Source organism: Stenotrophomonas thermophila, from assembly GCF_001499715.1.
Taxonomy (GTDB): Bacteria; Pseudomonadota; Gammaproteobacteria; order Xanthomonadales; family Xanthomonadaceae; genus Stenotrophomonas; species Stenotrophomonas hibiscicola.
In genome coordinates this window covers 136524-148679 of record NZ_CVIW01000012.1, presented here as the reverse complement: position 1 = coordinate 148679, position 12156 = coordinate 136524, and the positions used below count along the sequence as shown (strand labels likewise).

12 protein-coding genes are annotated in these 12156 nt (G+C 68.4%); 5 read left to right on the top strand and 7 right to left on the bottom strand.

The features are described 5' to 3' along the window. From BN1263_RS07420 to wrbA, 3 genes are all read right to left on the bottom strand, one after another. Window positions 1-486, bottom strand: a complete 486-nt coding sequence (locus BN1263_RS07420) for an asparaginase domain-containing protein (protein ID WP_010481766.1) — start codon at window positions 484-486, stop codon at window positions 1-3. 79 nt (window positions 487-565) lie between these two features. Continuing rightward, window positions 566-901 (bottom strand): DUF2069 domain-containing protein, encoded by a 336-nt coding sequence (locus BN1263_RS07415; RefSeq protein WP_019661155.1) that lies wholly within the window; start codon window positions 899-901, stop codon window positions 566-568. After that, window positions 898-1491, bottom strand: coding sequence for an NAD(P)H:quinone oxidoreductase (wrbA, locus tag BN1263_RS07410; RefSeq protein WP_058980358.1), 594 nt, complete (start codon window positions 1489-1491; stop codon window positions 898-900). The genes BN1263_RS07415 and wrbA overlap by 4 nt, the downstream gene beginning before the upstream one ends. A gap of 77 nt (window positions 1492-1568) precedes the next feature. Between wrbA and BN1263_RS07405 the strand changes: the two genes are divergently transcribed. Both BN1263_RS07405 and BN1263_RS07400 read left to right on the top strand, forming a co-directional pair. Then, window positions 1569-2843, top strand: coding sequence for a YihY family inner membrane protein (locus BN1263_RS07405; protein ID WP_019661157.1), 1275 nt, complete (start codon window positions 1569-1571; stop codon window positions 2841-2843). Next, on the top strand, window positions 2840-3409 hold the full coding sequence (locus BN1263_RS07400) for a TlpA family protein disulfide reductase (protein ID WP_019661158.1): 570 nt from the start codon (window positions 2840-2842) through the stop codon (window positions 3407-3409). The genes BN1263_RS07405 and BN1263_RS07400 overlap by 4 nt, the downstream gene beginning before the upstream one ends. 558 nt (window positions 3410-3967) lie before the next feature. On the opposite strand, the gene ppk2 is transcribed toward BN1263_RS07400, so the two are convergent. The 4 genes from ppk2 to hemA form a co-directional block, all read right to left on the bottom strand. Beyond that, the gene (ppk2, locus tag BN1263_RS07395; protein WP_019661160.1) at window positions 3968-4750 is read right to left on the bottom strand and encodes a polyphosphate kinase 2; all 783 of its coding nucleotides are present in this window, start codon (window positions 4748-4750) and stop codon (window positions 3968-3970) included. Between the two features lie 75 nt (window positions 4751-4825). Next, window positions 4826-6529: an O-linked N-acetylglucosamine transferase, SPINDLY family protein gene (locus BN1263_RS07390; protein ID WP_058980357.1), complete on the bottom strand. Its 1704-nt coding sequence runs from the start codon at window positions 6527-6529 to the stop codon at window positions 4826-4828. A 5-nt stretch (window positions 6530-6534) separates the two neighbouring features. Then, the gene (gene prfA / locus BN1263_RS07385) at window positions 6535-7617 is read right to left on the bottom strand and encodes a peptide chain release factor 1 (RefSeq protein WP_058980356.1); all 1083 of its coding nucleotides are present in this window, start codon (window positions 7615-7617) and stop codon (window positions 6535-6537) included. Next, window positions 7595-8878, bottom strand: coding sequence for a glutamyl-tRNA reductase (gene hemA / locus BN1263_RS07380; protein ID WP_058980355.1), 1284 nt, complete (start codon window positions 8876-8878; stop codon window positions 7595-7597). Before hemA ends, prfA begins: the two co-directional genes overlap by 23 nt. A 63-nt stretch (window positions 8879-8941) precedes the next feature. On the opposite strand from hemA, the gene BN1263_RS07375 reads away from it, so the two are divergent. The 3 genes from BN1263_RS07375 to ispE are packed head-to-tail and all read left to right on the top strand — an operon-like array spanning window position 8942 to window position 12149. Beyond that, complete coding sequence (locus BN1263_RS07375; RefSeq protein ID WP_186008953.1) at window positions 8942-10627, top strand: tetratricopeptide repeat protein; 1686 nt, start codon at window positions 8942-8944, stop codon at window positions 10625-10627. Beyond that, on the top strand, window positions 10624-11283 hold the full coding sequence (lolB, locus tag BN1263_RS07370; protein ID WP_058980353.1) for a lipoprotein insertase outer membrane protein LolB: 660 nt from the start codon (window positions 10624-10626) through the stop codon (window positions 11281-11283). Before BN1263_RS07375 ends, lolB begins: the two co-directional genes overlap by 4 nt. Further along, a complete protein-coding gene (gene ispE / locus BN1263_RS07365; RefSeq protein ID WP_058980352.1) occupies window positions 11280-12149 on the top strand; it encodes a 4-(cytidine 5'-diphospho)-2-C-methyl-D-erythritol kinase in 870 nt (289 codons plus the stop codon). Before lolB ends, ispE begins: the two co-directional genes overlap by 4 nt. Window positions 12150-12156: the final 7 nt, after the last annotated feature.

Sequence of the window (12156 nt, the reverse complement as noted above, 5' to 3'; positions counted from 1 at the left end):
TCAGACCGATTCGAAGCGGTTCGCGGCCACGTTCTTGCGCACGTGCTGCGGGTCGAAGATCCGCCCGTTCATCGCGATGTACACGCCGCTCGGCAGCGACTGCACCGCACCGATCGCACAGCCGATGTTGAACTCCGCATCCGAGCCGCGGAAGCGTGCCGGGCTCAGTGCACCGGTCATCACGATGGTCTTGTCCGGAATCGTCGCCAGCACCTTGCCGGTCTGGACCATCGAGTCGGTGCCGTGGGTCACCAGCACGTGCCGGGTCGGCTGCGCGGCGATGGTGGCGCGGATCAGCTCGCGGTCCTCATCGTTGATGTGCAGCGAATCCTTGCGCAGGATCGGAATCACGTTGAAGCGGAACGTCACGCCCAGCTCGCGCAGGATCATGCCGATCTGCGGATCGCCGATCTGGTAGTCCGACTTGTCGTCGAAGTAGATCTTGTCGATCGTGCCACCGGTGGTGACGACCAGGAGCTCTTCCATCATGTGCATGCGCGAAACCAGGACAGGTGCAGCGGCGCGGGGCCGGGAGCACAGATGATACGGCCCGGCGGGCGCAGCGTCAGCGTCGCTTGCCGAAGCGGGCGCGCAGCCCTGGCAGGCTGGCGCTGAAGATCACCAGCAGGGCCAGTGTGATTTCGATCAGCGCCAGCCAGCGCGTCTGCGGGTGGCTCCAGGCGCTCATCACGCCGTGGCTGAACCAGCCCAGGGCCAGTACCGAGGCCCAGAAACCCGTCCTGCGCCATCCCAGGCGCAGCGCAATGGCCAGCGCGAGCGGTGGCGCGGTAAACACCAGCTGGGTGGCCAGCCAGTGCTTGTCATTGATGAACCAGCCGGCGAACAGCGCAGCCAGCCCCATCAGGGCCAGCAGCAGGACCGTGCGCTGCCCGGTGCTCATCGGGCCAACCGCTGCGCGATGTCGGCCACCCGGCGGCCAAGCGCGCGCGCAAGCACGGCTTCATCGTCGGTCGGCTGCGGGTCGTCGGCGGCACCGGCCACGTGGCTGGCGCCATACGGCGTGCCGCCACTGGTGGTGTGGCTCAGCGCCGGCTCGGTGAACGGGATGCCGACGATCACGCAGCCATGGTGCAGCAGTGGTACCTGCATCGACAGCAGGGTCGATTCCTGGCCGCCATGCATCGAAGCAGTCGAGGTGAACACCCCGGCCGGCTTGCCCGACAGGGTGCCGTTGACCCATTCGGCGCCGAGCCCGTCGAGGAAATGCTTCACCGGCGCGGCCATGTTGCCGAAGCGGGTCGGGCTGCCGAGCAGCAGGCCCTGGCATTCGGCCAGGTCCTGCGCGCTCACGTAGGGGGCGCCATCGTCGGGCACCGGCGGCTGTGCGGTCTGGGTCACCGCAGCCACCGGCGGCACCGTGCGCAGGCGCGCGCTCATGCCAGGCACTTCGCCGACGCCCCGCGCGATCTGGCGCGCCAGCCGTGCCACCGAACCGCCCCGGCTGTAGTACAGCACCAGAATCTCGCCCATCGTGCCCGCTTCTCCTCGTCGTGTGGCCACCAGTATGGCTATCCTGCCAGCATTCCGCATCGGGTACCCTTTCGCCGATGGAACCTTTGGATACGCTCAACCTGTGGATGGAGCGCGCGCGGGATCGCGCACGGGCCATCAGTTTCGGCCGCTTCCTGTGGCATCGCTTCCTCGACGACCGCCTGTTCCAGGCAGCGGCGGCGCTGGCCTATACCACGGTGTTCGCGCTGGTGCCGCTGGCCATCGTGGTGTTCGGCGTGCTCTCGGCCTTCCCCGTTTTCGACCGCTGGAGCGACCAGCTCAGCGACTACGTCTTCTCCAACTTCGTGCCCAACGCCGCGCGCGCGGCCGAGGGCTACCTGCGGCAGTTCTCGGCCAGCGCCGGCCAGCTCACCGCCGCCGGCTTCATCGCGCTGGTGGTATCGCTGCTGATCACCCTCAACAGCGTGGAAGAGACCTTCAACCAGATCTGGCGGGTTGGCTCCACCCGGCCCAAGCTGACCCGCTTCCTGGTCTACTGGACCGTGCTGACCCTGGGCGCGATGCTCGCCGCTGCGTCGCTGGCGGTGTCGGCGCGGGTGTTCGCGTTGCCGTTGTTCGGTACCCAGGAGGGCCGTTGGCTGGCCGAACTGGCCCTGCGGCTGGCGCCGATCCTGATCGAGTTCGTCTGCATCACGCTGATGTTCCGGGTGGTGCCGCACCACACCGTGAAGTGGCGGCACGCGATACCCGGCGCGATTCTGGCGGCGGTGATCCTGGAGCTGGTGAAGTGGGGCATCGGGGCCTATCTGGGCAGCTTCCAGTCCTACCAGAAGCTGTATGGCACGGTGGCCTTCGTGCCGATCCTGCTGCTGTGGATCTACCTGTGCTGGGTGGCGGTGCTGCTGGGCGCATCATTATCTTCGTCGATGGCGGCCTTCCGCTACCAGCCGGTGGAACTGCGCCTGCCGCAGGGGTATGAGTTCTATGGACTGCTTCGCCTGCTCGGCCGCTTCCAGCATGCACGGGCGAAGGGCAAGGGCCTGGCCGATGACGAGATCCTGCGGCTGGAGCCGATGCTGACCGATTCACTGCTGCAGGACCTGATCTGCAATCTGCAGGACATCGACCTGCTGCGCCGCGATGAGCGCGGCGAGTGGCTGCTGTCGCGCGACCTGGACCAGGTCAGCCTGGCCGATCTTTACGAATGCACCCAGCTGCGCATCCCGGTGGCCGAGCAGCACCTGCCGTATCGTGATGACAGCCTGGGACGTGCCGCATTGGCGGCGCTGGACGATCTGCGACTGCCCCTGCGTGAACGCCTGAAGCGCAAGGTCAGCGATATCTACACCGATTCCGGAGACATGCCATGACCCGCAAGACCCCGTTGCTGCTGCCGCTGGCACTGTTGCTGGCGCTGTCGGCCTGCAAGCCGGCCCAGGAGCCCACCCCCGCCAGCAGCCAGCCACCGGCACAGGCACCGACCCCGGCCACCCCCGCAGCGGTGGAGGAGACCCCGGCCGAACGTACCACCGCCGAGTTCCCGACGCTGAAGATGAAGGCGGTGGATGGCAGCGACTACGACCTCGCCGCGCACCGCGGCAAGTGGGTGGTGGTGAACTTCTGGGCGACTTGGTGTGCCCCGTGCCGCAAGGAGATGCCGGAGTTGTCGGCGCTGCATGCGATGCGCAGCAACATCGAAGTGGTCGGCCTGGCCTATGAAGACATCGAGGTGCCGGAGATGCAGTCGTTCCTGACCAAGCATCCGGTGACCTATCCGATCGTGATCGTGGACCCGTTCGATCCGCCGGCGGACTTCGCCACGCCACGCGGCTTGCCGTTGACGCACCTGCTGGATCCGCAGGGCAAGCTGGCGCACACGTTCCTTGGCCCGGTGACCGCCGCCGACATCGAAAAGCAGATCGCGGCTGCCAGGTAATGGGGTTGGGCGGCAGGGCCTGCGGCCCTGCACCCGCGGTAGTGCCGGCCGCTGACCGGCAGCAACAGCAACAGCCCAAGCGGGGTTTCCTGTGGGTAGGCGGGGTGGGTCCGGTGGCGGGGGGGCGCTGCAAGTACGTCCATGTAAGCTCGGTCGCCGCATCCATGCGGCTCACGCCCCCGCCACCGGACCCACCCCGCCTTCGACAGTTCTCCGCGAGCTGTCGGAATGCATGGCCTGCTCTTGGTGGGTGTCGACCTTGGTCGACACGTAGATCCACGCCATGCGTGGATGCTCTTCGTTCAATTGTCGAAATATTCGATTTCAATGGAGATTCATCCACGCATGGCGTGGATCTACCAGATCGCCGGAATCTGTCAGAGGTGGGGCGGTGTCGGAGTGCGGGGTGTCAGCCGCATGGATGCGGCTGCCAAGCCTACAAGGACGTACTTGCGGCGTCCCCGCACTCCGACACCGCCCCGCCATTCCACGGAAATCCCGCTCTGGCTGTTGCCGTTGCTTGAGCAGGTGCAGGGCCGCAGGCCCTGCCAACCCACCCTATTCCTCGACCGGGAAGTCCTCGATCGGCTTCAGCACATCGTAGTGCTCGCGATGCAGCTTGCCCTTCAGCTTCGGCAGCTCGGGCAACGGTGCATCCACCCGCGTATCGGGCAACCGGTCCAGCAGGTTGCGTACCAGCGTCAGCCGGCCCAGCCGCTGGTCGTTGAAATCCACCAGCGTCCACGGCGCCGCCTCGCGATGCGTCGCGCGCAGCATCGCCTCGCGGGCTTCGGTATAGGCGCTGTACTTGCTGCGCGATTTCAGGTCCACCGGGGACAGCTTCCAGCCCTTCAGCGGATCGAGGTGGCGCTCGGCGAAGCGCTTCTCCTGCTGCTCCTGGTCCACGCACAGCCAGTACTTGAACAGCAGGATGCCGTCGTCCACCAGCAGCTGTTCGAACACCGGCGCCTGGCGCAGGAACTGCTGGTACTCGGTCTCGCTGCAATAGCCCATCACCCGCTCGACGCCTGCGCGGTTGTACCAGCTGCGGTCCATCAGCACGATCTCGCCGGCGGCGGGAAGATGCGAGGCATAGCGCTGGAAATACCACTGCGTGGCTTCGCGGTCGGTAGGCTTGGGCAGTGCTACCACCCGGCATTGGCGTGGATTGAGATGCTGGCTGATGGCCTGGATCGCGCCGCCTTTACCTGCGGTATCACGGCCTTCGAACAGCACCAGCAGGCGCTGTCCGCTGTGCTGCACCCAGCGCGCCATGGCGGTCAGTTCCAGCTGCAAAGGCAGCAGCAGTTCGTCGTAGTCCTTGCGCTTGAGCTTGGCCATCGTCACACCCGCGGGGAGGAAGCCCGAGCGTAGCGCAGGGGCTGCCCAGGCGATGTCGACGCTACCTGGTCGCGCTTACCCTGCTGCGCCCGTCCAGCCGTTCTCACGTGCCAGTTGCTGCACCAACGCTGACAGATCGCGGGCAAACCCGCCCATGTCGAACAGCCCGCTGCGCTCGCGCGCCTGTGCCAGTTCAGCGCGCAACGCGGCCAGCGCCGCCGGGTCATTGCCCAGCGCGCTGGCGGTGGTGATGAACGCCGCATCGTCGGCGACATTCATCCGCGCCAGCCCCAGATGGTGGTTGAGGCTGCCGGCCACGCGCGCGGCGAACGTGTCGCCGGGGCAGGTCAGCACCGGGCAGCCGGCCCACAGCGCGTCGGACGCGGTGGTGTGGGCGTTGTACGGATGCGTGTCGAGGAACAGGTCGGCCAGCTGATAGCGGGCCAGATACTGCGGATGCGGCAGTTTGGCCATGAACACCAGCCGCGTTGGGTCCAGGCCAGCGGCCTGTGCGGCGCTGCGCAGGCGGGCGGCGGCATGGCCGGGGCCGGACAGCAGCCACAGCACGCTGCCGGGCACCGCCTGCAGCACTGCGAAGGCGCGGCCCATGCTGCGCGGGTTGAGCTTGTAGCTGTTGTTGAAGCAGCAGAACACGACGCCGTGTCCGGGCAACCCGCACTCGGCGCGGGACGGAGCCGGCTCCAGCATGCGGGTGTTGTCTGAGGGCTGGAAGGCACGCGGCAGGCGCAGCACCCGTTCGCTGTAGTGCGGCTCCAGTGAAACTGGCAAAACGAAGCTGTCGCCGATCACGGCATCCATCCACGGCGCCCCGGAGGTGCCGGGGTAAGCCAGCCAGTTCAACTGCAGCGGGGCAGGGCGCATCGCCAGTACCTCCGGCGTGCCGCCGCCGCCCCATCCGCGCAGGTCGAACAGCAGGTCGATGCCCTGTGCGCGGATGCGTGCGGCGGTATCGGCATGTCGCAGGCCAGCCACATCATGCAGCTGTGCCGCTGCCTGCAGCCGCTGGCGGATGCGGCTGCCGTCATCACGATTCAACGCGAACAGATGCAGTTGCACTGCCGGGTCATGACGCAACTGCTCGAACAGGGCCACGGTCAGCAGCCCGGTGGGATGGGCGCCAAAGCCATTGGATAGGAAGCCGACCCGCAAGGGGCCGCGCCCGCGCACCTTCGTGGCGGGAAGAGGACGCACTCCCGAAGCAATCACCGCGGCGCGCGCGCGCGCGCAGGCCAGCTGTTCGGCTGCGGTGGCATCCTCGCTGAGGAACGCGAACGGTTCGACCACACCTTGGCCGCTGGCCAGTGCGCCACGCACTTGTGTGGCCAGTGCGTCCACGCCCTGCCAGTCGCACAGGCGGCGCTGCCAGGCCAGGCGCTGGGCGGCGATATAGGGTTCGCCCGGCATCAGCGCATGCGCGCGGCGATAGGCCGTCGCCGCCCCTTCGGCATCATCGGCATCTTCCAGCGCATGGCCCAGCCACAACGCGATGCCCGGGTGCTGCGGGGCCTGTGCCGAAGCCTGGCCCAGCAGCTTCGCTGCATCGCCATGTGCGCCGGCCATCCAGGCCACGCGGCCCAGCCGCGCCAGCGCTTCGGGGTGGTTGGGGCGCAGTTGCAGTGCGCGTCGTGCGGCCTGCTCGCCGGCAGCGATGTCGCCGGCTTCCAGTTCCAGGTCGGCCAGCATCACCCAGGCCACGAAGTCGCCGGGCTGGCGCGCGATCGCCTGCTGCAGGTGCTGTCGCTGCTGCCAGGCCGTCATCGTGATCAGTCCGCCGACAACTGCGCCAGGGCGTCGACCTGGTGTTCGTGGCTGAGTCGCTGCAGCAGCGGGTCGAGGTCGCCGGCCAGGATGTTGGGCAGGTCGTACAGGGTCAGGCCTTCCACGCGGTGGTCGGTGATCCGGCCCTGCGGGAAGTTGTAGGTGCGGATGCGCTGGCTGCGGTCGCCGCTGCCGACCTGCAGGCGCCGCGATTCGGCCTGCGCCGCGTCCTGGCGCTGGCGCTCGGCGTCCAGTAGTTGTGCTTTCAGGCGTTTCATCGCCTTGTCGCGGTTGGCGTGCTGGCTGCGCTCGGTCTGGCATTCCACCACCACGCCGGTCGGCACGTGGGTGATGCGGATGGCCGATTCGGTCTTGTTGACGTGCTGGCCACCGGCGCCGGACGAGCGGAACGTATCCACCTTCAGGTCGGCGGGGTTGATGACGATGTCATCGACTTCGTCGGCCTCCGGAATGATTGCCACGGTGGCCGCCGAGGTGTGGATGCGGCCCTGCGATTCGGTGGCCGGCACGCGCTGCACGCGGTGCGTGCCCGATTCGAACTTCAGGCGCGAGAACGCTCCCCGGCCGACCACGCGTGCCACCACCTCCTTGTAGCCGCCGTGCTCGCCCGGGCTGTCCGATTCGATCTCGACCTTCCAGCCCTGGCGCTCGGCATAGCGGGCGTACATGCGGAACAGGTCGCCAGCGAAGATCGCGGCTTCGTCGCCGCCAGTGCCGGCGCGCACTTCCAGGAACAGGTTGCCTTCGTCGCGCGGGTCGCGTGGCACCAGCAGCAATGCGAGCTCCTGCTCCAGCGCCTGCAGGCGCGCCTGCGCGGCGGCGATCTCCTCGTCGGCCAGCTCGCGCAGATCGGGATCGGCGCGCATGCCTTCGGCGGCGGCCAGGTCGGCCTTGGCACGGGCTTCATCGGCCAGTGCAGTGGCAACCGGTTCAAGTTGGGCGAATTCGCGCGAAAGATCGCGGAAACGGGTGTTGTCGGCGACCACATCGGGTTCGGCGAGCAGGCGTTCCAGTTCTTCGCGGCGCTCGGCCAGCGCTTCCAGCTTACGGCGCAGGGTCGGCGTCATCGGGTCTCACGGGTGGGTGGCGGTAACCCGGCGTGGCCGGGAACAGGCGCTCGGCGGCGCGGGTCAGGTCGGCATCGCCACTCAGCGCGGCGGCGCGCAGTGCGGCGGTCGGCGGGTGCAGCAGGCGGTTGGTCAGGCCGTGGGCCAGCAGTTCCAGCACTTCGTCGGCGGGCTTGCCGTTGGCCAGCTGCTGGCGCGCGCGCTCCAGCAGCTCGGCACGGGTGGCTTCGCCGAACGCGCGCAGCTGCCGCAGTGGTGCCTGGTGGGCGCTGGCCTGCTGGGTCTCGATGAAGCGCGATACCTGCAGGTCGATGATCGCCTCGGCCTCGGCAGCGGCCTCGCGGCGGCCACGACGGTTGTCTTCCACCGCGCGTTCCAGGTCATCGACGGTGTAGAGGAAGGCGTCGTTGAGCGTGCCGACCTCGGCTTCGATGTCGCGCGGCACGGCCAGGTCGAACAGCAGCATCGGCTTGTGCCGGCGCGCGCGCAGGGCCTTGGCCACCATCTCGCGATGGATCACCGGTTCGCGCGCAGCGGTGGCCGAGAACACAATGTCGGCCTCGCCCAGGTGACGGTCCAGTTCGGTCAGCGGCAGGGCCACGCCACCATGGCGGCTGGCCAGTTCCTGCGCGTGGGCCAGGGTGCGGTTGGCGATCAGCAGCCGCCGCACCTTGCCTTCACTCAGGTGCCGTGCAGCCAGTTCGATGGTCTCGCCGGCACCGACCAGCAGCACGGTGGAATCGTCCAGACGGGCGAACGCGTTCTGTGCCAGGCGCACGGCCGCCGAGGCCACCGACACCGGGTTGGTGCCGATCTGGGTATCGGTCCGCGCACGCTTGGCCACCGAGAAGGTCTGCTGGAACAGGCGGTCCAGGCGCTGGCCGAGCAGGCCATGGTCGCGCGCGGTCGACCAGGCGTCCTTCACCTGGCCGAGGATCTGCGGTTCGCCCAGCACCATCGAGTCCAGCCCGGTGGCAACCCGGAACAGGTGGCGCACAGCTTCGGCATCGGCATGCTGGTACAGATAGCCCTGCAGGTCACCGGCCTGGCTGCGCAGCCACTGGTCCAGCGCCTGTGCCGACTCGGCCACGGCGTACAGTTCGGTGCGGTTGCAGGTGGACAGCAGCACCGCCTCTGCAATCTGCGGGGTATCGCGCAGCGAACCGAGCGCGCGCGGCAACGCCTCACCGGCGAAGGCCGCGCGCTCGCGCAGCTCCACCGGTGCGGTCTGGTGATTCAGTCCGAGCACCCACAGGGTCATTGTTCAGTTGCTTGCGATAAGCTGCTGGCCATTGGACGACATTTTAAGGCCCCGATGCCGACGATGCCCGCATTGATTCGCATCCCCAGTGTTCTGCTGCTGTCCCTGGCCTGCAGCCAGGCCCTGGCGGCGGTGCCGGCCAAGGCCCCTGTAAGGGCCCCGGCCACTGAGGAACTGGCGCTGGAACCGGTGATGGCCGGTGAGTTCGCGCTGCAGGCCGGCAAGCTGGCTGAGGCCGCGCGCTGGTACCTGCAGGCGGCACAGCAGACCGACGGCGATGCCGGCCTGGCCGAGCGTGCGACCCGCATTTCCATGCTCGCCAACGATGATGCCAGCGCCGCCAAGGGCCTGGCCCTGTGGCAGCAGCGCGCGCCAAGCTCGTTGACCCTGCGCAGCGCCGCCGGTGCGCTGGCCATGCGCCAGGGCGATGTGAAGGCCGCCCGCGCTGAACTGCAGGCGCTGCTGGCCGACCCCGACGAGCGCGGCTGGAAGTTCGCCCTGGCCGCCCTGATCGGCGGTGGGCGCGACCCGGCGGTGCCGGCGCAGGTGCTGGGTGAGCTGGTCGACGCCAACGCCATTCCACCGAAGATCGAGGCCTGGCAGGAGTTTGGCCGTCTCGCGCTGCGCATGGAAAAGCCCGAGCTGGCGCGGCGGATGATCGATGAGGTGGTCAAGCGCTTCCCGGAAGAGCCGCGTGTGGCACTGCTGCGCGCCAGCCAGTTGCAACAAGCGGGCGAGACCGACAAGGCGCTGTCGCTGCTGCACGACGTGGAGCCTAAGACGCGCCAGGACCCGGAACTGCGCAATGCGGTGGCCATCGCCTACGACAGCCTGGGGCAGCCTGCTGCGGCCGAGCGCGTGCTGGCGTTCGGCCCGCAGGACGTGCAGACCTGGGGCATGCGCGCCTCGCTGCTGGCCAAGCAGGGCGACAAGGCAGCGCTGTCCAATCTCTACAACGAACTGTCGCGGCAGGCGGCCAAGCCGGACCCGGCGCAGCGCCTGCTGCTGGGCAAGATCGCCGAGTACCTGAAGCGCTATCCGGAGGCGGTGCAGTGGTACCACAGCGTGCCCGGCGGCGATGAGCTGAACGAAGCGCGCCTGCGCGCGGCCAATGCCCAGGCCCTGGCCGGGCGCCTGCCGCAGGCCCTGGATGAAGTGCACGCGATCCAGTCCGATGCGGTGGTCGATGACGATGTGCGTCGCGACGCCTATCTGCTGGAGGCTGAACTGCGCCAGCGCGGCGATGACAGTGCCGGCGAACTGGATGCATTGGCCCGCGGCCTGGCCGCCTACCCGGATGACAACGGCCTGCTGTACGCCCGTGCACTCGCCTGGGAGCGCCGCGACGATATCCCGCGCGCCGAGGCCGACCTGCGCAAGATCCTGGTGACCGACCCGGAAAACGTGCCGGCCCTGAATGCCTTGGGCTACACCCTGGCCGACCGTACCGGCCGCCTGCAGGAAGCGCTGGAGCTGATCGACCGCGCCCGCGTGGCCGAACCGGACAACGCTGCCATTGTCGACAGCTATGGCTGGGTGCTGTACCGCCTGGGCCGCAAGGAAGAAGCACTGGTGCAGCTGCGCCGTGCCTGGACCCTGGCCAAGGACCCGGAGATCGCTTCCCACGTTGGCGAAGTGCTCTGGGTGCTGGGCAAGCATGACGAGGCCCGCCGCTTCTTCGAAGAAGCGGCCAAGCTCGATCCTGAAAACCGCGCGCTGCTGCGCGCCCGCGAGAAATTCAATCCATGAGTGTTTCCCTGATCCGGCCGCTGCTGTTGGCAACTGCGGCCCTGGCGCTGACCGCCTGTACCAGCGTGGGCACGCAGAAGACCCCGGCGCCGGCGGTGGTCGAGGTTGTTTCGGCCGAAGCGGCGCAGGCCGAGGCGGCGCGCGTGGCCGCGCTGCAGGCACAGCCGGACTGGGCTTTCCAGGGCCGGGTCGCGGTCAGCAAGGGCAAGGATGGCGGCAGCGGACGCATCGACTGGAAGCAGGAAGGACGCCGCTATGTGGTCGAGCTGAGCGCGCCGGTGACCCGGCAGAGCTGGAAGCTGGCCGGCGATACCCATTCCGAAGCCGGCCGCCTGGAAGGACTGGCCGGCGGGCCGCGTGACGGCGAGGACGCCCAGCAGCTGCTGCTGGAAGCGACCGGCTGGGACATACCGGTCAACCAGCTGCCGCAGTGGATCCGTGGCCTGGTGGCCGGCGATGCTGCCGGTCCGGAGAAGGTCGAGCGCGACGCTGACGGCCGGCCGCGTCGCATGCAGCAGATGGGCTGGCAGGTGCAGTATCTGGACTGGTACCCGGCCGAGGCCGGACGCCCGGCGCTGCCGCGCCGGATCGAGGCCAGCAATGGCGACGCCAAGGTGCGCCTGCTGGTGGACCAGTGGGGGCAGGGCGCCCCATGAGTGCCGGGCACGATGACGCGGGCTGGTCCTGGTGGCCGGCCCCGGCCAAGCTGAACCTGTTCCTGCACATCACCGGCCGCCGCGCCGACGGCTACCACGAGCTGCAGACCGTGTTCCGCCTGCTGGACTGGGGCGATCGCATTGGCCTGCGCCTGCGTGAAGACGGCCAGGTGCGCCGTGAGGGCGAGGGCTTGGCCGGCGTGGCCGAGGCTGATGACCTGGCGGTGCGTGCCGCGCGCCTGCTCCAGGAAGCGGCAAAGGTCGAGCAAGGTGCAGACATCATCGTCGAAAAGCACGTTCCCGCCGGGGGTGGGTTTGGCGGGGGGTCGTCCGACGCGGCCACGGCGCTGGTGGTGCTGAACCGGCTGTGGCGGGCGGGTCTGGATGAAGAGGCTTTGGCGGCGCTGGGCCTGCGCCTGGGCGCAGATGTGCCGGTATTCGTGCGCGGGCGCAACGCCTGGGCCGAAGGCGTGGGCGAGCGCCTGCAGCCGATCACCCTGGCCCCGGCCTGGTACGTGGTGGTCGAACCGGGCGTTCATGTTCCTACGCCAGCACTGTTTGCAGACCCGGATTTGACGCGCGACAGCCCAGTGGCGAAAATAGAGGACTTCGCTTCCGGGACCCTGGTCGGGAACGCGTTCGAACCGGTGCTGCGCCGCCGTGAGCCTGCCGTCGAGGCAGCGTTCGCCGCGTTGAGCGACATCGGCACGGCGCGGCTGACCGGTTCGGGAAGTGGTTGTTTCGTCGAGTTCGCATCGCAGTCTGCCGCAGAGCAGGGACGGTCGAAGTTGCCGAAGGAGTTGCGGGCAAGGGTGGCAGCGGGCGTAGCGCGTTCGCCACTGCTGGATGCACTCGAGCAACACTGATTTATCA

Excerpts from the sequence above, each read along its gene's own strand:
- BN1263_RS07420 (WP_010481766.1), bottom strand. The coding sequence starts at position 486 with ATGGAAGAGCTCCTGGTCGTCACCACCGGTGGCACGATCGACAAGATC.
- BN1263_RS07415 (WP_019661155.1), bottom strand. The coding sequence starts at position 901 with ATGAGCACCGGGCAGCGCACGGTCCTGCTGCTGGCCCTGATGGGGCTG.
- wrbA (WP_058980358.1), bottom strand. The coding sequence starts at position 1,491 with ATGGGCGAGATTCTGGTGCTGTACTACAGCCGGGGCGGTTCGGTGGCA.
- BN1263_RS07405 (WP_019661157.1), top strand. The coding sequence starts at position 1,569 with ATGGAACCTTTGGATACGCTCAACCTGTGGATGGAGCGCGCGCGGGAT.
- BN1263_RS07400 (WP_019661158.1), top strand. The coding sequence starts at position 2,840 with ATGACCCGCAAGACCCCGTTGCTGCTGCCGCTGGCACTGTTGCTGGCG.
- ppk2 (WP_019661160.1), bottom strand. The coding sequence starts at position 4,750 with ATGGCCAAGCTCAAGCGCAAGGACTACGACGAACTGCTGCTGCCTTTG.
- BN1263_RS07390 (WP_058980357.1), bottom strand. The coding sequence starts at position 6,529 with ATGACGGCCTGGCAGCAGCGACAGCACCTGCAGCAGGCGATCGCGCGC.
- prfA (WP_058980356.1), bottom strand. The coding sequence starts at position 7,617 with ATGACGCCGACCCTGCGCCGTAAGCTGGAAGCGCTGGCCGAGCGCCGC.
- hemA (WP_058980355.1), bottom strand. The coding sequence starts at position 8,878 with ATGACCCTGTGGGTGCTCGGACTGAATCACCAGACCGCACCGGTGGAG.
- BN1263_RS07375 (WP_186008953.1), top strand. The coding sequence starts at position 8,942 with ATGCCCGCATTGATTCGCATCCCCAGTGTTCTGCTGCTGTCCCTGGCC.
- lolB (WP_058980353.1), top strand. The coding sequence starts at position 10,624 with ATGAGTGTTTCCCTGATCCGGCCGCTGCTGTTGGCAACTGCGGCCCTG.
- ispE (WP_058980352.1), top strand. The coding sequence starts at position 11,280 with ATGAGTGCCGGGCACGATGACGCGGGCTGGTCCTGGTGGCCGGCCCCG.